The organism is Nonomuraea sp. bgisy101 (assembly GCF_057708945.1).
The window spans coordinates 57,953-78,841 of record NZ_JBYITD010000014.1; the positions used below are offsets into that span (position 1 = coordinate 57,953).

18 protein-coding genes and 3 pseudogenes are annotated in these 20,889 nt (G+C 70.9%); 7 read left to right on the plus strand and 14 right to left on the minus strand.

All coding sequences use genetic code 11. The features are described from left to right. The first annotated feature begins 67 nt into the window (after positions 1-67). Together AC3EO4_RS25945 and AC3EO4_RS25950 are read left to right on the plus strand one after the other, a co-directional pair. Positions 68-1,348, plus strand: coding sequence for a serine hydrolase domain-containing protein (locus tag AC3EO4_RS25945; protein WP_379578235.1), 1,281 nt, complete (start codon positions 68-70; stop codon positions 1,346-1,348). 154 nt (positions 1,349-1,502) lie between these two features. Beyond that, positions 1,503-2,168 (plus strand): class I SAM-dependent methyltransferase, encoded by a 666-nt coding sequence (locus AC3EO4_RS25950; RefSeq protein ID WP_379578233.1) that lies wholly within the window; start codon positions 1,503-1,505, stop codon positions 2,166-2,168. Positions 2,169-2,426: 258 nt separating this feature from the next. On the opposite strand, the gene AC3EO4_RS25955 is transcribed toward AC3EO4_RS25950, so the two are convergent. Further along, on the minus strand, positions 2,427-3,131 hold the full coding sequence (locus AC3EO4_RS25955; protein WP_431898279.1) for a DUF5941 domain-containing protein: 705 nt from the start codon (positions 3,129-3,131) through the stop codon (positions 2,427-2,429). Next, positions 3,128-4,639: a CDP-alcohol phosphatidyltransferase family protein gene (locus AC3EO4_RS25960; protein WP_431898281.1), complete on the minus strand. Its 1,512-nt coding sequence runs from the start codon at positions 4,637-4,639 to the stop codon at positions 3,128-3,130. Before AC3EO4_RS25960 ends, AC3EO4_RS25955 begins: the two co-directional genes overlap by 4 nt. 118 nt (positions 4,640-4,757) lie before the next feature. On the opposite strand from AC3EO4_RS25960, the gene recO reads away from it, so the two are divergent. Next, on the plus strand, positions 4,758-5,495 hold the full coding sequence (gene recO / locus AC3EO4_RS25965) for a DNA repair protein RecO (RefSeq protein WP_379578227.1): 738 nt from the start codon (positions 4,758-4,760) through the stop codon (positions 5,493-5,495). After that, the gene (locus AC3EO4_RS25970; protein WP_379578225.1) at positions 5,492-6,283 is read left to right on the plus strand and encodes an isoprenyl transferase; all 792 of its coding nucleotides are present in this window, start codon (positions 5,492-5,494) and stop codon (positions 6,281-6,283) included. Before recO ends, AC3EO4_RS25970 begins: the two co-directional genes overlap by 4 nt. A gap of 9 nt (positions 6,284-6,292) precedes the next feature. On the opposite strand, the gene ligD is transcribed toward AC3EO4_RS25970, so the two are convergent. The 11 genes from ligD to AC3EO4_RS26025 form a co-directional block, all read right to left on the minus strand. Then, positions 6,293-7,243: a non-homologous end-joining DNA ligase gene (ligD, locus tag AC3EO4_RS25975; protein WP_379578223.1), complete on the minus strand. Its 951-nt coding sequence runs from the start codon at positions 7,241-7,243 to the stop codon at positions 6,293-6,295. 7 nt (positions 7,244-7,250) lie between these two features. Beyond that, a complete protein-coding gene (locus AC3EO4_RS25980) occupies positions 7,251-7,799 on the minus strand; it encodes a CGNR zinc finger domain-containing protein (protein ID WP_379578221.1) in 549 nt (182 codons plus the stop codon). Positions 7,800-7,916: 117 nt separating this feature from the next. After that, entirely contained in the window at positions 7,917-8,306 is a 390-nt protein-coding gene (locus AC3EO4_RS25985; RefSeq protein WP_379578219.1) for a Fur family transcriptional regulator, read from the minus strand. Then, the gene (locus AC3EO4_RS25990) at positions 8,303-9,139 is read right to left on the minus strand and encodes a metal ABC transporter permease (RefSeq protein ID WP_431898284.1); all 837 of its coding nucleotides are present in this window, start codon (positions 9,137-9,139) and stop codon (positions 8,303-8,305) included. The genes AC3EO4_RS25985 and AC3EO4_RS25990 overlap by 4 nt, the downstream gene beginning before the upstream one ends. Beyond that, on the minus strand, positions 9,136-9,918 hold the full coding sequence (locus AC3EO4_RS25995) for a metal ABC transporter ATP-binding protein (RefSeq protein ID WP_379578215.1): 783 nt from the start codon (positions 9,916-9,918) through the stop codon (positions 9,136-9,138). The genes AC3EO4_RS25990 and AC3EO4_RS25995 overlap by 4 nt, the downstream gene beginning before the upstream one ends. Further along, on the minus strand, positions 9,906-10,814 hold the full coding sequence (locus tag AC3EO4_RS26000) for a metal ABC transporter substrate-binding protein (protein ID WP_379578213.1): 909 nt from the start codon (positions 10,812-10,814) through the stop codon (positions 9,906-9,908). Before AC3EO4_RS26000 ends, AC3EO4_RS25995 begins: the two co-directional genes overlap by 13 nt. A gap of 128 nt (positions 10,815-10,942) precedes the next feature. After that, positions 10,943-11,782, minus strand: a complete 840-nt coding sequence (gene fdhD, locus AC3EO4_RS26005) for a formate dehydrogenase accessory sulfurtransferase FdhD (protein ID WP_431898287.1) — start codon at positions 11,780-11,782, stop codon at positions 10,943-10,945. Next, positions 11,775-12,617: a 2Fe-2S iron-sulfur cluster-binding protein gene (locus AC3EO4_RS26010; protein ID WP_431898289.1), complete on the minus strand. Its 843-nt coding sequence runs from the start codon at positions 12,615-12,617 to the stop codon at positions 11,775-11,777. Before AC3EO4_RS26010 ends, fdhD begins: the two co-directional genes overlap by 8 nt. Next, positions 12,614-14,305: an NADH-ubiquinone oxidoreductase-F iron-sulfur binding region domain-containing protein gene (locus AC3EO4_RS26015; protein WP_431898291.1), complete on the minus strand. Its 1,692-nt coding sequence runs from the start codon at positions 14,303-14,305 to the stop codon at positions 12,614-12,616. The genes AC3EO4_RS26010 and AC3EO4_RS26015 overlap by 4 nt, the downstream gene beginning before the upstream one ends. Continuing rightward, positions 14,305-16,197: a molybdopterin oxidoreductase family protein gene (locus AC3EO4_RS26020; RefSeq protein WP_379578205.1), complete on the minus strand. Its 1,893-nt coding sequence runs from the start codon at positions 16,195-16,197 to the stop codon at positions 14,305-14,307. Before AC3EO4_RS26020 ends, AC3EO4_RS26015 begins: the two co-directional genes overlap by 1 nt. 122 nt (positions 16,198-16,319) lie before the next feature. Next, a complete protein-coding gene (locus AC3EO4_RS26025; protein ID WP_431898293.1) occupies positions 16,320-17,315 on the minus strand; it encodes a 2-dehydropantoate 2-reductase in 996 nt (331 codons plus the stop codon). A gap of 155 nt (positions 17,316-17,470) precedes the next feature. Here AC3EO4_RS26025 and AC3EO4_RS26030 point away from each other — a divergent pair. After that, positions 17,471-18,229, plus strand: a pseudogene (locus AC3EO4_RS26030) (MoeA family protein); the annotation flags it as partial. 318 nt (positions 18,230-18,547) lie between these two features. On the opposite strand, the pseudogene AC3EO4_RS26035 reads toward AC3EO4_RS26030, so the two are convergent. Beyond that, positions 18,548-18,721: pseudogene (locus AC3EO4_RS26035) on the minus strand (hypothetical protein); the annotation flags it as partial. On the opposite strand from AC3EO4_RS26035, the pseudogene AC3EO4_RS26040 reads away from it, so the two are divergent. Both AC3EO4_RS26040 and AC3EO4_RS26045 read left to right on the plus strand, forming a co-directional pair. Next, a pseudogene (locus AC3EO4_RS26040) lies at positions 18,653-19,129 on the plus strand (hypothetical protein); the annotation flags it as partial. The pseudogenes AC3EO4_RS26035 and AC3EO4_RS26040 overlap by 69 nt on opposite strands. 91 nt (positions 19,130-19,220) lie before the next feature. Then, entirely contained in the window at positions 19,221-20,885 is a 1,665-nt protein-coding gene (locus tag AC3EO4_RS26045) for a thiamine pyrophosphate-binding protein (RefSeq protein ID WP_431898295.1), read from the plus strand. Positions 20,886-20,889 lie beyond the last annotated feature (4 nt).

Consider the following 20,889-nt stretch of genomic DNA (forward strand, 5'->3'; position numbering starts at 1 on the left):
CCATCTCCGTGCGTACAGTGTTCGCATACGAGAACGACGTGTGCAACAAATTGGAAAAGGAAGAATCATGACGAAGTCCGCGAACTGGAGCATGCAGGGCACCTGGGACACGAAGGGTGCCTGGGAGACTCAGGGCCGCTGGGAGGAGAGGCGTGCCGCGGGTCTGTCACAGGCGGGGCTGCGCCGGATGCGCGACGTCCTCGCCGGCCACGTGGACTCCGGCGCGATCCCGGGACTGGTCGCGCTGGTCGGCCGCGGCGACGAGACGCACGTCGAGGCCATCGGCGCCATGCACACCGGCCACGACGCCCCGATGCGGCGCGACACCATCTTCCGGATGGCCTCGCTCAGCAAGCCCCTCACCGCCGCCGCGGTCATGATCCTCGTTGAGGAGTGCCGGCTCCGCCTGGACGACCCGGTCGACACCTGGCTGCCCGAGCTGGCCGACCGGCGGGTGCTGACCCGGATCGACGCCCCCCTCGACGACACGGTCCCCGCCCACCGGCCGATCACCGTGCGCGACCTGCTCACCTTCACCTTCGGCTTCGGCGCGGTCCTGGCCCCGCCGGACACCCACCCCATCCAGGTCGCCATGCGCGAACTCGGCCTGGACGGCAGCACCCCCGCCGCCGGGCCCGACGAATGGATCGCCCGGCTCGGCAGCCTGCCGCTCATGCACCAGCCGGGCTCGCTGTGGCAGTACCACACCGGCTCCGACGTCCTCAGCGTCCTGATCCCCAGGGTCGCGGGCCAGTCGTTCGAGACGTTCCTGCGCGAGCGGCTGCTCGACCCGCTCGGCATGACCGACACCGGCTTCCACGTCCCCGCCGACAAGATCCACCGCCTGCCCACCAGCTACGCGCACAACCCCGAGACCGGCGAGCTGACGGTGTGGGACGAAGCCGAAGGCGGCAAGTACAGCAGGCCCCCGGCCTTCGAAGCCGGCGGCGACGGGCTGGTCTCCACGGTCGACGACTACCACGCCTTCTACCGGATGCTGCTCAACAAGGGGGCCCACAGAGGGGGGCGCGTGCTGTCCAGGGCCTCGGTCGAGCTGATGACCATGGACCACCTCACTCCGGAGCAGAAGGTGGAGAAGGACGCGTTCGGCGACCACTTCGGCAGGCACGGCGGTTACGGCTTCGGCATGGCCGTCCGCACCCATCGCCGCGACCTGGCATCCGTGGGCCAGTTCGGCTGGGACGGCGGGCTGGGCACCACCGCGTACGCCGACCCGGCCGAGGGGCTCGTCGGCATCCTGCTCACCCAGGCGGCGATGGACTCCCTCGACACTCCGCGCCTGCACCGTGACTTCTGGACCACCGCCTACCAGACGCTCGACGACTGATCATCTTCTCCGCCCACCCACCACCTCCGCAGGAGGAGCCATGTCGAACGCCGAGCCCTGGGTGCGACAGGCACGGCGTGCCGTGGCCGGCGGCGTCGTCGCCCCGCAGGCCCTGGGGCGCGCCGCCTGGACGGGTGGACTACGATCCCCAGCCATGATCGGACCGGACTTCCTGCACACCACCCGCTCGGCCTACGACTCGATGGCCGTCCAGTACGCCGAGTTCGTCAGCGGCCAGCTCGAGCGCGACCCGCTGGACCGTTCGATGCTCGGCGTGTTCGCCGAACTCGTCCAGGACTCCGGCGCGGGACCGGTCGCCGATCTCGGCTGCGGCCCCGGGCACGTGACGGCCCACCTGCACGCTCTCGGGCTGACCGCCTTCGGCGTCGACGTGTCGCCGGAGATGATCGGGCTGGCCCGCCAGGCGTATCCGGACCTGCGGTTCGCGGAGGGTTCGATGTCCGCTCTCGACCTGCCCGACGGCACCCTGGGCGGCATCCTCGCCCGGTACTCGATCATCCACACCCCGCCGGAGCGGCTGCCGGAGGTGTTCGCCGAGTTCCACCGGGTGCTCACCCCCGGCGGACATCTGCTGCTCAGCTTCCAGGCCCACGACGTGCCCTCGGAACTGGCGGAGGCGTTCGACCACACCGTGTCACTCGCCTACCGGTGGTCACCCGACCGCGTCACCGACCTGCTGCGCGAGAGCGGGATCGTGGAGGTGGCCCGGCTGGTCATCGCCGCGGAGCAGGACGAACGGCGGGGCTTCCCCCAGGCCCACCTGCTGGCCCGCAAAGCGGCCGACACCACCCGTCCGTGACACCCGGCTCCCCGTCCCGAGGGCTTCCTCCGGAGCCGGGTCCCGGCCGACGGGCCTCACCCCGAAAGCTTCGACCGGAGACCGGAGACCGGGGACCGGGGACCGGGGACCGGAGACCGGGGACCGGGGACCGGAGACCGGGGACCTGAGATCGGAGATCGGAGATCGGAGGGCCTCACCCCGCAACCGAAGGTCATCGCACAAAAAAGCTGACGGGGGAGCCGGAGCTCCCCCGTCAGCTTGTCGCGTAGGCGGCGGTCAGGCCTTCTCCGCCTCGCCGGTCGCCTGCTCCAGCGCCTCCTCGGGCGAAGCCTCCAGGTCCTGCTCGGCGTCCGCGCTCGCCTGCGCCGAGGCCTTGTCGAGCCGTACCCAGCTGGTCACGCTCTCCACCGCGAACAGCACGAGCAGGTACGCGGTCAGCACGTACAGGACGGGGGTGAGGACGCCCAGCGCCGCGCCCGCCGCGATGATCAGCAGGCGGACCTCCCAGCCGAGGCCGGCCATGAACACCCAGGTGGGCGGCCAGATGCTCTGCCTGGTGCGGTAGACGGTGTCGTAGGTGTGGTAGCCGACGACGTACAGCAGCACGAACAGCAGCCACTTGGGCGCGTCGAAGGTCAGGCCGATCAGGATGATCGCGATGAACTCGGTGCCGCGCAGCAGCGGCGGCACCAGCCAGTCGAGGCGGCCGAGGTGGTCGCGGGCTCCGGTGGGGAGCACGAGCACGATCATGACGCCGACGGCGATCAGCGGCGACAGGCCGGTGACGGCCACGGCGATGGTCGCGAGGAGCGCGATCAGCAGCGTGGGGACCGGGGGGAAGCCCTTGCCGAGGCGCGGGGCGAGGGTGTGGACCAGGGGGCCGTCGTCGCGGTAGGCGAGCAGCCTGGCGGTCTGGATGCGCCGCCGTTCCCCGTCGGGGTCGGGAGCGGCGGTGGTGCTGGCCTGCGGCTGAGTGATCATGCGAGTGACCTCATGACGCGTCCTGTGACGGTGTAGGCGGCGGCGACGCTTCCCCAGATCAGCAGGGTGATGAAGGTGACCCGGGCGTCGAAGAGGGCGGCGGTGATCGCGATGGCCGCGAACCGCTCGCCGATGGGGAACACGACCATCTTGCGCGCCCAGTAGACGAAGCGGAACCTGCCCGCCTTGGTCCACATCTTGAGCACGCCGCGGATGCCGGTGCTGCGCTCGACCTTGCGCCGCTCCAGCGCCTTGCGCAGGCCGCTGTCGTCGGGAGCGGTCAGCGGCGTGGTGGGCAGCGGGGACGGCGGCTTGCGCCGGTTGGCCGCGCCGAAGGAGAAGTCGAGCAGGTGCTTGACCGACTGCAGGGAGAGCGCGGCCAGCGCCAGGATCCAGATGTCCTCGCTGTGGCCGGCGACCACGTAGCCGACGGCCAGTCCGGCGAAGACGACGTACTCCTTGAACCGGTCGAACGTCGCGTCGAGCCACGCGCCGAGCACGCCGAACTTGCGGGCGTAGCGGGCGACCTGCCCGTCGACGCAGTCGAAGACGAACGCGAAGTAGATCAGCACGCCGCCGGCCACCATGCCGAGCCGCTGGCCGGTGGCGAAACAGGCCGCCGCGGCCACGCCGAGGAAGATGGAGATCAGGGTGACCTGGTTGGGCGTCAACCCGCGTCGCGCCGCCCAGCGGGCGATGAAACGGGAGTAGGTGCTGACGAAGTAGGTGGTGAAGAAGCCGTCGGCGCCCTTGACCGCGTTGTTGAGCCTGGCGCGGTCCTCGTCCATGCCGTGCATCTCGGTGGCGGCCTCGTTGGCCTCCGCCTGGGTGGTGATGCGGCGGAAGAACAGGTCGCGGCGGCCGCGGATGCCGACGGAGACGCCCTTGCGGACCAGGCCGAAGACGATCAGCTGGACCAGGTCGTCCTCGGGGCTGAACAGGTGGGCCAGGTCGGCGAGCTCGCGGCAGGTCTCGGCCAGCACGGGCGCGTGGCGCGCGTTGAGGTGCAGCGGGCCGAGCAGGACGGCGTTGGGCCTGGTGACGGCGTGGTGGGCGGTGCCGACCGAGATGACGCGCGACTTGCCGACGCGGGTGCGGACCATCAGCCCTTCGAGACTGTTGCCGCCGATCTCGGGCTGGGCCTCCTCGATGGGGACGTCGTAGGCGATCCGCTCGCCGTTCTCGTCCTCCTCGCGCGGCTCCTTGGCCACGAGAGCGATGGCGCCGCGCTTGGCCTTGGTGATCTGGTAGATCAACTCGTCGTGGATGACCGAGTTGGTCGGCAGGAAGAGGATGTTCTCCTGCGCCGACTCGGCGACCTCGGCGAGGGCGCGCAGGGCGGTGGCGAGATCGGTGCGCTCGATCAGAGCCGGCTGCGGGTCGAGCGAGAGCGCCTGGTCGCGCAGTCGCTCGCCGACGGAGGGGGAGCCGGGTAGAGCGGCCAGCCTGAGGCCGGTCGGAGCGGTGTCAGGGCCGGGCGAAGAGCCCAGCAGGACCACGCGGGTCATGTCACCCTTTCGAGGCAGTTGCGGGGGGTCGAACAACAGGTAAACCAGGGGCAGGCGTCAAAGTCTAGTGAGACTTGGGCAAAGCCGGTCCACCCGAAGGTCACCCTAGACTGGAGCGGTGAGTCTCTACCGTGACGAGGGCGTCGTCCTGCGAACCCAGAAGCTGGGTGAGGCGGACAGGATCGTGACTCTCCTCACCAAGCGCACGGGCAAGGTGCGCGGCGTCGCCAAGGGCGTGCGCCGCACCACCTCCAGGTTCGGCGCGCGCCTGGAGCCTTTCACACATGTCGATCTTCAACTGCACGTAGGTCGCACACTGGACGTGATCACGCAGGCGGAGACCATCCACCCGTACGGCGAGGCGCTGGCCCACGACTACCCCCGCTACACGGCGGGCAGCGCGATGCTGGAGACCGCCGACCGCCTCACCCAGGGCGAGAAGGAGCCCGCGCTCAGGCAGTTCCTGCTGCTGGTGGGCGGGCTGCGCACGCTGGCCGACGGCAGCCACGAGCCCAGGCTGGTGCTCGACGCCTACTTCCTGCGCTCGCTCGCGGTCGCCGGTTACGCGCCCGCGCTGCAGGAGTGCGCCAGGTGCAGGGCCGAGACGGTGCGGGCGTTCGCCATTGTGGCGGGCGGCGCGGTGTGCGGGGCGTGCCGTCCCGCGGGCGCCGCCGTACCGGCCGGAGAGACCCTCGCCCTGATGACGGCGCTGCTGCGCGGCGACTGGGCCGCGGCGGACGTCTCCGAGACGCGCCACCGCGCGGAGTGCAGCGGGCTGGTCGCCGCCTACCTGCAGTGGCACCTCGAACACGGCATCCGCTCTCTCCGCCACGTAGAAAGGGAACCAGCACGGTGAACGTCCGTCCTCCCGCCCCGCACCCTTCGGGCGCGGTGCCGCCGCCCATCCCCAGGGACCTGGTGCCGAAGCACGTCGCGATCGTCATGGACGGCAACGGCCGGTGGGCCAAGCAGCGCGGCCTGCCGAGGACGGAGGGGCACAAGGCGGGCGAGGCGTCGCTGTTCGACGTCATCGAGGGCGCGCTGGAGCTGGGCATCCCGTACCTGAGCGCCTACGCCTTCTCCACGGAGAACTGGAAGCGGTCGCCCGACGAGGTCCGCTTCCTCATGGGCTTCAACCGTGACGTGATCCGCCGCCGCCGTGACGAGCTGAACGCGATGGGCGTGCGGGTGCGCTGGGCGGGCCGGCCGGGCCGGCTGTGGAAGAGCGTCATCTCCGAGCTGCAGGACGCCGAGGAGATGACCAGGAACAACCGCACGCTCACCCTGCAGTTCTGCGTCAACTACGGCGGGCAGGCCGAGATCGTCGACGCCGCGGTCAAGCTCGCGCACGACATCGCCGCGGGCCGGGTCAAGCCTGGCAAGGTGAACGAGAAGGTGTTCGCCCGCTACCTCGACGAGCCCGACATCCCCGAGGTCGACCTGTTCGTCCGCTCGTCCGGTGAGCAGCGCTTCTCCAACTTCCTGCTGTGGCAGTCGGCCTACGCCGAGATGGTCTTCCTCAACAGGCTCTGGCCCGACTTCGACCGCAGGGACCTGTGGGAGGCGTGCGAGATCTTCGCCAAGCGCGACAGGCGGTACGGCGGAGCGGTCCCCAACCAGGTGGCCGCGCCGCCGGCGGGCTGAGGCGAAGGCTCAGCCCCGGCGGGCTCGGGCCCTGCGCTTGCCCTCGTGCATGGCCTGCACCCTGGCGACGGGGATGGTGTGCCCCTCCTCGACGAGGTCGGCGGGCAGCCGCTGAGGCTCGGGCATGAGCTCGGCCCACGGGTCGCCGTCGCCTGCCAGCTCGGCGGCGGTGCGGATGGTGAAGTCGGCGGGCGTGACCCGATCGAGGTCCTCCCACGCCACGGGGAACGACACGGTCGCGCCGGGGCGGACGCGGGGGCTGTAGGCGGCCACGACCGTCGCCCCGCCTGCCCTGGTCGAGTCGAGGAACACCTTGCCCTCGCGGTCCTCCCTGATGAAGGCCGTGGTGGCGATGGCGGGGTCGAGACGCTCGGCCCGCGCGGCGAGGGCCCGGGTGGCGGCGGCGGCGTCCGCCATCGCCACGCCCTTCTCGAGCGGGACGAAGACGTGCAGCCCCTTCGCGCCGCTGGTCTTGACCGCCCCGGCCAGGCCGGCGTCGTCCAGCGCCCGGCGGATCAGCCCGGCGGCGCGCACCACGATGGGGAAGTCGTCGCCGGCCGGTGGGTCGAGGTCGAGCACGAGGTGGGTGGGGTGTTCCCAGTCGGCCGCCCGCACCAGCGTCGGGTGGTACTCCACCGCGCGCTGGTTGGCGAACCACAGCAGGGTCCTGCGGTCGTCGCACAGCGCGTAGGAGACCTCCCGCCGCGACGTCTCCGCCCACAGCGTGACCGTACGGATCCACGGCGGCGCGTAGGAGGGCACGTTCTTCTGCATGAACGGCGCCTGACCCGCACGGACCCTGACCACCGACAGGGGTCTCTCCCGCAGCACGGGCAGCATGCGGTCGTGCATGGCGTCGAGATAGTCGACCAGGTCCCGCTTCGTCACGCCCGCGTCGTCGAACAGCGGCTGGTCGAGATTGGTCAGCGAGACCTCGTCCCGGACCTCGTCGGTTGTCACCGGACCATCATGCCCGGCGCCGCGCCCGGTATGCGGCGACATGCATGCGGTTGCCGCACGTACGGCTGTCGCAGTAGACCCGCGATCTGTTGCGCGACTCGTCGACGAAGACGTGGTCGCAGTCGGGCGCCGAGCAGGTCCGCAGCCGCTCCCACTCGTCCTCGACCAGCAGGTGGGCGAGCGCGATCCCGCAGTCGGCGGCCAGGTGCTCGGCCAGCGAGGCGTCGGGCGCGAAGTAGTGCATGTGGATCGGGTGACCGTCGTGCTCGGTCAGGCGCGGCGTGATGCGGGTGTCGGCGAGCAGCGCGTTGACCAGCCGAAGCGCGCCGGCCTGGTCGGGCGCGGTGAAGACCCGGTGAAGGTCCTCGCGCAGCATCCTGACCTGCCCCAGGTCGCGTTGGGTGAGGGTCTGGATGCCACTGACCTGGCGTGCCCTGACGAACTCGGCGAGGTCGTCGAGGTCGCTGAGGCCTTCGTCGCCTCCGGTCGCCGGTGAGGTGTTCACCAGCTCGACGACGGTGGCGAGCGAATACACCATGTCATGGCCGAACGGCATGTCAGCTCCTGTCGTGGCCTACTCCAGCGTGGGGGCACAGCGTATCTCCCGCACGGCGTGCAAGGGGCCTTCCACAGGTTCACATACCCGTTCGCGCCCGCTCCGACCGCGCGGGATTCAGGAAGCGCGTACGGCGGCTGAGCAGGAGGCGCAGGTGCCGAAGACCTCGACGGTGTGGGTGACCTCGGTGAACCCGTGATCGGCGCCGACCGCCTCGGCCCAGCGCTCGACGTCGGGCCCGGCCACCTCGACCGTACGGCCGCAGTGGCGGCACACCAGGTGATGGTGGTGGTCGCCACTGGCGCAGGCCCGGTAGACCGACTCCCCGTCGTCGGTGCGCAGCACGTCGACCTTGCCGCCGTCGGCCAGCGCCTGAAGTGCCCGGTAGACCGTGGTCAGGCCGATCTTGGCGCCGTCGGAGCGCATCTCGGCGTAGACGTCCTGCGCGCTGCGGAAACCGTCGCTCCTGCGAAGGGTGTCGTGCACGGCATCGCGACGTGTGGTCATGGGTTGCTCTCCTGGGTTCGGCCTCGCCGTACGAATCTACCGACCCCGAGGGCCAGCACGAAGCCGGCGAGAGCGAGAAGCACGATGGCGGCGCCCGGCGGCACCTTGGCGGAGAAGGTAGAGCTCAGCAGCCCTCCCACGGCCGCGACGACGCCGAAGACCATCGACAGCAGCATGGTGGCCCTGAAGCCTCTGGTGAACTGCTGGCTGGTGGCCACAGGGATCACCATGAGCGCGCTGACCAGCAGCAGCCCCACCACGCGCATGGCGATCACGACGGTGAGCGCGGCGGTGACGGCGATGAGCAGGCTCAGGAACCGCACCGGCAGCCCGCTGGCCTTGGCCACCTCCTCGTCCTGGCAGAGCACGAACAGCTCCCTGCCGAAGACCGCCACGACCGCGATCACGGTGACGGCCAGCGCTCCGATGACCCACAGGTCCTCGCGGGTCACGCTGGCGATCGCGCCGAACAGGTACGAGGTCAGCTTGGAGTTGCTGCCGCCGGGCGCGATCGAGATCAGCATCACGCCGCCCGCGATGCCGCCGTAGAACAGCAGCGCCAGCGCGACGTCGCCGCTGGTACGGCCGCGAGCCCGTACCAGTTCGATGGCCACGGCCCCGACGACCGACACCAGCACGGCGGTCAGCACGGGCGCGGTCCCCGTGAGGAAGCCGAGCGCCACGCCGGTCAGCGCCACGTGGCCGATGCCGTCGCCGAGCAGGGCGAGGCGGCGCTGCACGATGAAGGTGCCGACGAGCGGCGCGCAGAGCCCCACCAGCAGCGCGGCGATCACCGCCCGCTGCATGAAGGGAAGCTGGAGCAGCTCGATCACGCCTCCGCCCTCCAACCGGCCAGCGGTCCCCCGACGGGCTCCTCGGCGTGGGGGTGGACGTGCTCGTGCCCCGGCTTGGCGCAGTCGCCCTCGGGCCGCGGCGGCACCCCGTCGTGGGCGATCACGCCGTCGCGGACGACGACGCCCCTGGTGATGAGCGGCTCGAGCGGGCCCAGCTCGTGCATGACGAGCACGATCGTCTTTCCTCCTGCCACCAGCGTGGTGAGGGTGTCGGCGAGCAGGCGCTGGCTGCCGGCGTCGACACCCGCGTTGGGCTCGTCCATGACGTACACGTCGGGCTCGCCGGCGAGGGCGCGGGCGATGAGCACGCGCTGCTGCTGGCCGCCGGACAGGTTCTGGACCGAGTCGCCCGCCCTGTCGGCGAGGGCGACGTACTCCAACGCGGTCTCGACGGCCCTGCGGTCGGCGGCCGTGGTCGGGCGCAGGCGACGCTGGCGCGCGATCCTGCCCGACGCGACGACCTCACGGACGGTGGCGGGCACGCCGCCGCCGACCTGGAGCCGCTGGGGCACGTAGCCGACGCGCCACCACTCGCGGAACCTCGCGGGCGGCCTGCCGTACAGGAGGGTCTGGCCCCCCGACAGGGGGGTGAGGCCGAGCATGGCCCTGACCAGGGTGGACTTGCCCGATCCGTTGGCTCCCATGATGGCGACGACCTCGCCGGAGCAGACGGTCAGATCCACGCCGCGAAGCACGGACCGGCGGTCCAGGGTCACCTGGCCGCCGGTCATGTCGAATACTGCTGTCACGCTGTGCATCCCAGTGCGGTTCGCAGGGTGGAGAGGTTCTGGCGCATGGCCGACAGGTAGTCGCCGCCGGACGGGCGGCTCTCCATGGGGTCGAGCACCGCGGTCTTCGCCCCCACCTCATTGGCGAGGACCTCGGCGACCTTGGGGCTGACGAGGGCCTCAGTGAAGATGGTAGTGACGTTCTCGGCCTTGGCGACCTTGGAGACCTCCGCGATGCGGGCGGGCGACGGCTCGGCCTCGGGGTCCATCGTGATGCCGACCTGCTTGAGCTTGTAGCGGTCCGCCAGGTAGCCGAACGCCTCGTGCGCGGTCACGATCGACCTGGTGGAGCAGGTGCCCAGCCCCTTGGCGAACTCCTGGTCGAGCGCGGTGAGCGCGGCGGCGGTCTTGGCGGCGCGGTCCTTGAAGGCCTGCGCGTGCGCGGGGTCGATCGCGGCGAGCCGCTCACCCAGCTTGGTGGCCACCCCCGCGAACCTGCTCGGGTCGAGCCACAGGTGCGGGTCGTAGGCGACCTCGTGCTCGTGCCCCTCCGCCTCTTCGGCCGCCGCCTCCACCGCGGGCAGCGTCGGTACGGCGCCGGCCGCGTCGAACCCCTTGTCGCCCGCGTTCTGCTCGACCGCCTCGTCCACCGCGGGCTGCAGGCCCTTGATGTAGGCGGTCAGCGTGGCCCCACCGACGTCGGCGACCTGCTGGGGCGTCAGCTCCAGGTCGTGCGGCTCGACCCCCGGCGCGGTCAGCGTCTCGACAGTGACGTCGGAGCCTGCGATCTGCTCGGTCAGCCACTGCAGCGGATAGAAGGCGGCCATGACCTTCGCCTTTTCGCCGGGCTTCACGGCGGCGGGCGAGGTCTCGGCGGCGCCTGACCCGCAGGCGGCGGCGGTGACCAGGAGCGTTCCACCGGTCAACAGAGTGAGAAAACGGGTCTTAAGGGGCATCACATCCGTCAGTATGGCCCAGAATGAAAATGGTTGTCAAAGTCTCCTGGGGATGCCGGCGACGGCAGGGGGCCCGGCGCGCCGACCGGCACCCCCTGTCACCCTGGGCCTGCCGCCCGGGCCGAGCCGTGGCCCGAGCCCATCAGGGTGAGCCGGTGCTCGCCGGTGTAGACGTTCATCGAGTCGCCTCTGAGGAAACCCACGAGCGTCAGTCCTTCTTCCGCCGCCAGCTCCACCGCGAGAGAGGAGGGGGCGGAGACGGCGGCGAGAGCGGGGATGCCCGCCATGACGGCCTTCTGCACCAGCTCGAAGGAGGCCCTCCCGGAGACCATCAGCACCGTCCCCGCGAGAGGGAGGCGTCCTTCGCGCAGCGCCCAGCCGACCAGCTTGTCGACGGCGTTGTGCCTGCCGACGTCCTCGCGGACGCACAGCGCCTCGCCCTCGGCGGTGAACAGCCCCGCGGCGTGCAGCCCGCCGGTCCTGTCGAACACGCGCTGGGCGGCGCGCAGCCGGTCGGGAAGAACTTCGAGCACGGAACTGTCGAGCTGAACGGGATCCTCGCGGGCGCTCCACCTGGCCACCGTGCGGACGGCCTCCAGCGAGGCCTTACCGCAGACGCCGCAGGAGGAGGTGGTGTAGAAGTTGCGGGCCTCGGGAGGTCGCACACCGGCCGCCAGCCGTACGTCGAGGACGTTGTAGGTGTCGAGGTCGGCGCAGTGGCGCATGGTCATGACGTCGTCGGGCGAGGCGATCGTGCCCTCGCCGACCAGGAACCCGGCGGCCAGGTCGAAGTCGTCGCCGGGCGTGCGCATGGTGATCGTCAGCGGCCGCCCCTCGACCCTGATCTCCAACGGCTCCTCGGCGGCCAGGGAGTCCCGCCTCCTGCTCGGGACGTGCGCCCTGATCTGTGTGATCTGCCGTTTCTTCGTCCTATACATAGCCGTACCCGAAGCGTCCCTTGATGCAGAGGTTTCCGTGGGTGACCGGGCTGTCGTGAGGGGACGTGACCTTGACGATCTTGTTGTCCTGCACGTGCAAGGTCAGATTGCAGCCGACGCCGCAGTAACTGCAGATCGTGGTGGTCTGCGTCTGGGCCGACTCGTCCCACGTGCCCTCGGCGCGCATGTCGAACTCCGTCTTGAACGACAACGCCCCCGTCGGGCAGACCTCGACGCAGTTGCCGCAGTAGACGCACGCCGAGTCGGTGAGCGCCACGTCGAACTCCGTCGAGATCGTCGCGTCGAAGCCCCTGCCCGCGACGCTGATCGCGAACGAGTTCTGCCACTGCTCGCCGCAGGCGTCCACGCACTTGTAGCAGAGGATGCACTTGGCGTAGTCGCGGACGTACAGATCGTTGTCCACCTTGGCGGGCTGCTCGACCGTCGCCGCCTCCTCGCCGAAGCGGGCGGGGTCGGCGCCGTACTCCGCCATCCACTCCTTGGCGCGCGGCGTCGTCGACAGGTCGGCCGAGGAGGCCAGCAGCTCCAGCACCACCTTGCGGCTGTGCCTGGCCCGCTCGGTGCCGGTACCGACGACCATGCCGGGCTCGGCCTTCCTCGAGCAGGCGGGCGCGAGCGTCCTCGACCCCTCCACCTCGACGACGCAGACCCTGCAGGCGTTCTTCGGGGTGAGCGTGTCGCCGTGACAGAGAGTCGGAATGTCCTTGCCCGCGGTACGGCAGGCGTCGAGGACGGTCGAGCCCTCGGGCACCCTGACGGCCTCGCCGTCGATCTCCACGTCGATCAGGCGGCGCGGCGGCTGAAGAGGGATCACTTGAACGCTCCCAGGCGGTCGATGGCCGATTCGACGGCGTTCCACGCGGTCTGCCCAAGACCGCAGATCGAGGCGTCGCGCATGGCCTGGCCGACCTCGCGCAGCAACACCAGGTCGGACTCGCTGCGCCGCGAACTCAGCCGGTGCAGCGCCTCCTCCTGACGGACGGTGCCCACCCTGCACGGCACGCACTGGCCGCAGGACTCGTCACGGAAGAACTCCGCGATCCTGACCAGGAACGCCGGCAGGTCCACCTCCTCGTCCAGCACCATGACCACGCCGGAGCCGAGCGTCGCACCCGCGGCCCTGGTGCCCTCGAAGCTGAGCGGGACGTCCAGGTCGGTGACGAAGGAACCGGCCGCGCCGCCCAGCAGTACCGCCTTCAGCCTGCCCGCCGGCAGTGCGAGGTCGAGCAGCTCGCGCAGCGACGTGCCGAGCGGCAGCTCGTAGACGCCGGGCCTGCCGACACTGCCCGAGACGCAGAACAGCTTGGTGTCCGAGCCGCCGGTCAGCAGGATCGGCAGGACGTTGACCAAGGTCTCGACGTTGTTGACGACGGTCGGCTTGCCGAACAGCCCCTTCTCCACGGGGAACGGCGGCTTGGTGCGCGGCTCGCCCCTGTAGCCCTCGATCGAGTTGAAGATCGCGGTCTCCTCGCCGCAGATGTAGGCGCCCGCGCCCTTCCTCAGCTCGATGTCGAACTCGAAGCCATGGCCGAGGATGTCGCCGCCGAGCAGGCCCCTCGCCCTGGCGGTCCTGATCGCGGTCTCCAGTGCCGCGGTCGCCCTCGGGTACTCGCCCCTGATGTAGAGGTAGCCCTTGCGGCAGCCCGTGGCGTACGCCGCGATCGTCATGGCCTCGAGCAGCGCGTACGGGTCGCCCTCCATGATCACGCGGTCCTTGAACGTGCCAGGCTCGCTCTCGTCGGCGTTGCAGACCAGGTAGTGCGGCTGGTCGGGCTGGCGGGCCGTCGCGTCCCACTTGCGGCCCGTCGGGAAGGCCGCGCCGCCCCTGCCGACCAGGCCCGCGTCGCTCACCTCGCGGATCACACCCGCGGGACCCAGCTCGAACGCCCGGCGCAGAGCCTGGTAGCCGCCGTTGGCCCGGTAGTCGTCCAGGCTCGAAGGGTCCACCACGCCGACCCTTCTCAGCAGGACGAGGCCAGGCTCGCCCGCCTGCGGAACCGCGTCGGCGACCGGCGGCTCGGGGCGCTCCTCCATGCCTCCGCCGTACACCGTGGCGCCGGGGACCTCGCCCGCCTCCAGCGCCAACGCGGCAGGGGCGCGCTCGCACAGGCCGAGGCACGGGCTGGGCACGCCCTCCCGCGCCTCCCGCACGCCCTTCGCCAGGCACGCCAGGTCGGTGCACACGTGCAGCACCCTCGGCGGCCGAGGCTCGAGGGAGAAGAGGGAGTAGAAGCTCGCCACCCCGTACGCCTCCGCGGGCGGGATCGTCAGGCGCCGGCAGATGTAGGCCAGCGCGCCCTCGCTGATCCAGCCCACCCTGTCGTTGACCACGTGCAGCGCGGGCAGCAGCCGGTCGCGCGCCTGCTCCGCGCGCGCGGCGAAGCGCAGGTCGGCCTCGGTGCGGTCGCCGCCCTCCCACGCCGTCGCGGGCGGGCCGAGCAGCCCGTCCACCGCGGCCCGCTCCTCCGCCGTCGGCTCGGCGTCGCCGAAGTGCAGGTCCATCAGGCCACCTTTTCGATCCGTACGGCGGCCGCCTTGAACTCCGCCGTGCCCGCGATCGGGCAGGTGGCCTCGATCGTCAGGGCGTTGGTGTCGACCTCGTCGGGGAAGTGCATGGTCATGAACACCAGGCCAGGTCTGAGAGCCGGATCGATGTAGACCGGCGCGACCACCGTGCCGCGCCTGGAGCTGATCCTGACCTCCTCGCCCCGCACCAGGCCGAGCCGCGAGGCGTCCTCGGGACACAGCTCGATCGTCTCGCCCCGCCTGAGCGGCGAGGCGAACCCCGACGACTGGACGCCGGTGTTGTAGGAGTCGAGGCGGCGGCCCGTGGTGAGCCTGAACGGGTACTCGTCGTCGAGCAGGTCGACCGGCGGCGAGTGCTCCAGCAGCGCGAACGGCGCGGGCGTGCCGCGTTTGACCGGGTCGGTCTCCCAGAGACGGGCGTGCAGGTAGGGCGGCTCGATGGAGTCCTCGGACGGGCACGGCCACTGGATGCCCTGGTGCTCCTCCAGCCGCCGGTAGGTCATGCCCGCGTGGACGGGGGAGAGCCGCCTGAGCTCGTCCCAGACCTCCTCCGCGCCGTCGTAGTGCCAGTCGTGGCCGAGCCTGCGCGCGATCTCGCACATGATCCAGATGTCGTCGCGGGCCTCACCGGGCGGGTCGAGCGCCTTGCGGACCCGCTGGACCCTGCGCTCGCTGTTGGTGAACGTGCCCTCGCTCTCGCACCACGCGGCGCCGGCGGGGAGCACGACATCGGCCATCTGCGCGGTCTTGGTGAGGAAGATGTCCTGCACGACGAGGTGGTCCAGCATGCTCAACCGCTTGATGCAGGCCAGCGAGTCGGCCTCCGACTGCACCGGGTTCTCGCCGATCAGGTAGCAGGTGGTCACCTCGCCCTCGGCCATCGCCTCGAGCATCTGGGTGAGGTTCAGCCCGTAGCGGGGCTGGATCGGGATGCCCCACGAGCGCTCGAACCGCTCCCTGATGTCGGGGTCGAGGATGTCCTGGAAGCCCGGCAGGCGGTTGGGGATGGCGCCCATGTCGCCGCCCCCCTGCACGTTGTTCTGCCCGCGCAGCGGCGACAGGCCGGAGCCGTACCTGCCGACGTGGCCGGTCAGCAGCGCCAGGTTGATCAGCGCGCGGACGTTGTCGGTGGCGTTGTGATGCTCGGTGATCCCCAGCGTCCAGCACAGTTGCGCGCGGTCGGCCCTGGCGTAGGCGTGGGCCAGTTCCCGGATCGCCGCCTTCGGGACGCCGGTCACCTTCTCGGCCGTCGACAGCGTCCACGGATCGACCTTCCTGACGAACTCCTCGAACCCGGTGGTCGCCCTCCGGATGAACGACTCGTTGTGCAGGCCGGCGTCGATGATCTCGCGGGCGATCGCGTGGGCGAGCGGGATGTCGGTGCCGACGTTCAGCCCCAGCCAGCTGTCGGCCCACTGGGCCGTCCCCGTACGCCTGGGGTCCACCGCGAACATCCGCGCACCCTTGTTGATCGCCTTCAGCACGTGCTGGAAGAAGATCGGATGGGCGTTGCGGGCCGCTGAGCCCCACATGACGATCACATCGGTGTCCTCGACCTCCTGGTAGGAGGAGGTGCCGCCGCCACTGCCGAACACGGCTGACAGTCCCGCGACGCTGGGGGCGTGGCAGGTGCGGTTACAGGAGTCCACATTGTTCGTGCCGACGACGACGCGGGTGAACTTCTGGCCCACGTAGTTCATCTCGTTGGTGGAGCGGGCGCACGACAGCATGGCGAAGCTGTCGGGGCCGTGGCGGGCGATGTTGCGGCGGAAACCGTCCGCGGCCAGGTCGAGGGCCTCGGTCCAGCTCGCTCTGCGCAGCACGCCGTCTTCACGAACCAGTGGATGGGTCAGGCGGTCATAGCTCATGATCCCTCCATTCTGTATACAGCCTACGGTATGTATCACACGCGCGCACCTGCCCCTGGGTCCCGGGGCGCCGGGCCCCGGCGTTCCGAGGGTCAGAGGTCGGGCTTCCCGGGGCCCCGCGCTCAGTCCGGTGTGCTCCTCGCGCCCACGGGATCAAGGCTTTCGCTCAGGAGGTCGCTCACCGCATGGATCGCCCGCAGCGTCGGCACCTCCGCCCCCGTCAGGTCGGCCAGTTCCACCACCGCCGCCAGGAGCACGTCCAGTTCCAGCGGCTTGCCCTTCTCCAGGTCCTGGAGGGTGGACGTCTTGTGCTCGCCCGCCTTCTCGGCCCCCCTCAATCGCCGTTCGATCGAGATGCCCGGATCGCATCCCACCCTCCTGGCGACGTCGACCGTCTCCCGCATCATCGCGACCACCAGCTCGCGGGTGCCGTCGTGGCGGCAGATCCCCGCCATGGTGGCCCTGGCCAGCGCGCTGATCGGGTTGAAGGCGATGTTGCCCATCAGCTTGATCCAGATGTCCTTGCGCAGGTCCTGCTCGACGGGGCACTTCAGCCCGCCGTCGGTCATCGCCGCGCTGAACTCCCCGCAGCGGCCGGTCAGCTCCCCGCTCGGTTCGCCGATGGAGAAGCGGGTGCCTTCGAGGTGGCGGATCACGCCCGGCCGTTCGATCTCGGTGGCCGCGTAGACGACGCAGCCGATGGCCCGTTCCAGGGGGAGGACGGCGGTGACCGTGCCGTCAGGATCGACGCTCTGAATGCGATGCCCCTGGTAGGGGCCCTTGAGGCCATGGAAGTACCACCACGGGATGCCGTTCTGCGCCGCGATGATCGTCGTGGACTCGTGCAGCAGCGGGCTGACCAGGTGGCCCGCCGCCGCGTAGGAGTTGGCTTTCAGTCCGAGGAAGATGTGGTCCACGGTGCCGACCTCGGCAGGGTCGTCCGTGGCGTGGGGGTGGGCGGTGAAGTCACCCCTCGGGCTCAGCACCCGCACACCGGCCTCGCGTATCGCTTTCAGGTGCTCGCCTCTGGCGATGAGATGCACCTCCGCGCCGCCCCTGTGCAGGGCCGCGCCCACGTACGCGCCGATGGCGCCGGCGCCGAGAACAGCGACCTTCATACAAAGCTCCGTCCTCGCGTCGACAGTGCATTCGGTATACAGTATGGAAAAACTACGGTCAAGGGAGCCTTTATGCCGGTGTCCGTGGGAAGGTTCGTCTCGTGAGCACGAACGCAGGAGGCCACACGACCGGCCGCCACGGGCACAGCGGAAGCGTGACCTGGCCCGAAGCCCGCGCCATCGCGCTGCGCGCCGCGCCCCCGTGGCCGGTGGCGGAGGTGTCCTTGCCCATGGCGTACGGCTGCCGCCTGGCCCGGCCGCTGCGGGCGCTCGTCGCGGTGCCCGGTGTGGACGTGTCGGCCATGGACGGTTACGCGGTCGCGGGGGAGAAGGGCCCCTGGCAGGTCGTCGGCCGGGTGCTGGCGGGAGGACATGCGCACGACGAGGTGCTGAAGCCGGGAGAGGCGGTGGAGATCGCCACGGGCGCGCAGGTGCCCGAAGGCGCGATCGCGGTCCTGGCGTACGAGGCGGCGACCGTCACCCCCGCACCTGGCAGGAGCTCCGCCGCGGTCGAGCCGCCGGGTGGGCCGCCCGGCGGCTCGACCGGTGTGGGCGAACAGCCGCCCGGCGGCTCGACTGGGCCGGGTGAACAGCTGCCCGGTGGGGTGATCGGGGTGGGTGAACAGCTGCCTGGCGGCTTGACTGGGCCGGGTGAGCAGCTGCCCGGTGGGGGGGCCGGGGTGGGTGAACAGTCGCCCGGCGGGGTGGCCGGGGTGGGTGAACAGTCGCCCGGTGGGGTGGGCGGGGTGGGCGAAAAGATGGCAGGGCCGGGGGCTTCCCGCTGGGCGGGGGTGATGGTCCACGGGGTGGTCGACGAGGGGCGGCACATCCGCCGGCGCGGGGAGGACGTCGGGCTGGACGAGGTCGTCCTCGCCGCGGGCACCACGGTGACCCCCGCGGTGCTCGGGCTGGCCGCCGCGCTCGGACACGACGTGCTCGCCGTCCACCGGCGGCCAGAGGTGGCGGTGCTGGTGACGGGGGACGAGGTGGTCGACGAGGGGCTGCCCGAGCCGGGCCGGGTTCGGGACGCCATCGGGCCGTTCCTGCCTGGGCTGGTCGAGTGGGCGGGAGGCAGGATGGGCGCGCGGCTCAGGCTGCCGGACGGCGCGGCGCCCCTTCACGCCGCCCTCCGCAGACATGCCGAGGCCGGCCGGCGAGCGTGCCCGGGGTCGGAGGGCGGTCTTCAGGGCGCGGACCTGGGCGGTCTTCAGGGCGCGGACCTGGGCGGTCTTCAGGGTGCGGACCTGGGCGGTCTTCAGGGCGCGGACCTGGGCGGTCTTCAGGGCGCGGACCTGATCGTGGCGTGCGGAGCCTCGTCCAAGGGGCCTGCCGACCACCTGCGTGCCGTGCTGGATGAGTTGGGCGCCGACGTGCTGGTCGACGGCGTCGCCGTGCGGCCGGGCCATCCGCAGCTCCTGGCGCGCCTGCCCGACGGGCGGCTCGTCGTCGGACTGCCGGGCAACCCGTTCGCGGCACTGGCGGCGGCGTTGACGTTGCTGGTCCCGCTGCTCAGGGGCGAGCGGTACGAGCCGGGCGAGCGCACCACCCTGGCCGGCGCGGCGAGCGCGCGACCGCCCGCCGAGGGCTGTCATGGCTCGGCGCCTCAGCGGGGCCCGGAGGCCCGCAAGGGCCACAGGCTGGCGCATCCCCGGGACACACGGCTGGTGCCCGTGCGCAGGTCGGGGAAGGGGGCCGTGCCCGTGGGGCACGACCGTCCCGGCTCGCTCTGGGGGGCGGCGCTCGCCGACGCGCTGGCCGTGATCCCGCCCGGGTGGGACGGCGAGCCGGTGGAGTTGCTCGACCTGCCGGACTGAGAAAGGTCTAGACAGGCCGCGGGTGCCCGGGTAAGCATGTGGCACATACGGTATGCAGTATGGAGAAGACAGCATCCTGGAAAGGCGAGCGATGACCGAAATGATCTCGGGTGGTCACCTGGTGGCCAAGGCGCTCAAGGCGGAGGGCGTGGACGTCATCTACACGCTCTGCGGTGGCCACATCATCGACATCTACGACGGTTGCGTGGACGAGGGCATCGAGGTGATCGACGTACGCCACGAACAGGTGGCGGCCCACGCGGCCGACGGCTACTCCCGGATCACGGGCAAGCCGGGTTGCGCGGTCGTCACCGCGGGCCCCGGCACCACGGACGCGGTGACAGGGGTGGCCAACGCCTTCCGCGCCGAGAGCCCGATGCTGCTCATCGGCGGCCAGGGAGCCCTGAGCCAGCACAAGATGGGCTCGCTGCAGGACCTCCCGCACGTCGACATGATGGCCCCGATCACCAAGTTCGCCGCCACCGTGCCGAGCACAGAGAGGGTGGCCGACCTGGTGTCGATGGCCTTCCGCGAGTGCTATCACGGCGCGCCCGGCCCGTCGTTCCTGGAGATCCCGCGCGACGTGCTCGACGCCAAGGTGCCGCTCGACAAGGCGCGCATCCCGGCGAACTACCGTGCCTCGACCAAGCAGGCGGGGGACCCCGAGGCCATCGAGCGGCTGGCCGACCTGCTGGCCCACAGCGAGAAGCCGTGCATCCTGCTCGGCAGCCAGGTGTGGACCTGCAGGGCCACCGACGCCGCCATCGACTTCGTCCGCGCGCTCAACGTGCCCGCCTACATGAACGGCTCGGGCCGCGGCACCCTCCCGCCGGGCGACCCGCACCACTTCCAGCTCAGCCGCAGGTACGCCTTCACCGAGGCCGACCTGATCATCATCGTCGGCACGCCGTTCGACTTCAGGATGGGGTACGGCAAGCGGTTGTCGCCCGCCGCCACCGTCGTCCAGATCGACCTCGACTACCGCACCGTCGGCAAGAACAGGGACGTCGACCTCGGCATCGTCGGCGACGCCGGAGCCATCCTCACCGCCGCCACCCAGGCCGCGAGCGGCCGCGTACAGAACGCCGCCGCCAAGCGGAAGGAGTGGATCGAGGAGCTGCGCACGGTGGAGACGCAGGCCTACACCAAGCGCCTGCCGAGACAGCACTCCGACGCCCAGCCGATCGACCCCTACCGCCTCGTCCACGAGATCAACGAGTTCCTCACCGAGGACTCCATCTACATCGGCGACGGCGGCGACATCGTCACCTTCTCCGGGCAGGTCGTGCAGCCGAAGTCACCGGGCCACTGGATGGACCCTGGCCCGCTCGGCACCCTCGGCGTCGGTGTCGCCTTCGCGATGGCGGCCAAGCAGGCCCGTCCCGACAAGGAGGTCGTCGCGCTGTTCGGCGACGGCGCCTTCAGCCTCACCGGCTGGGACTTCGAGACGATGGTCCGCTTCGACCTGCCGTTCATCGGCGTCATCGGCAACAACTCCTCGATGAACCAGATCAGGTACGGCCAGGCCGCCAAGTACGGCCAGGACCGCGGCCGTATCGGCAACACCCTCGGCGACGTGCGCTACGACGAGTTCGCCAAGCTCCTCGGTGGTCACGGCGAGGAGGTCCGCGACCCGGGCCAGATCGCTCCCGCGCTCCAGCGCGCCCGCGAGTCCGGCAAGCCCTCGCTCATCAACGTGTGGGTCGATCCGGAGGTCTACGCCCCAGGAACCATGAACCAGACGATGTACAAGTAGGAGC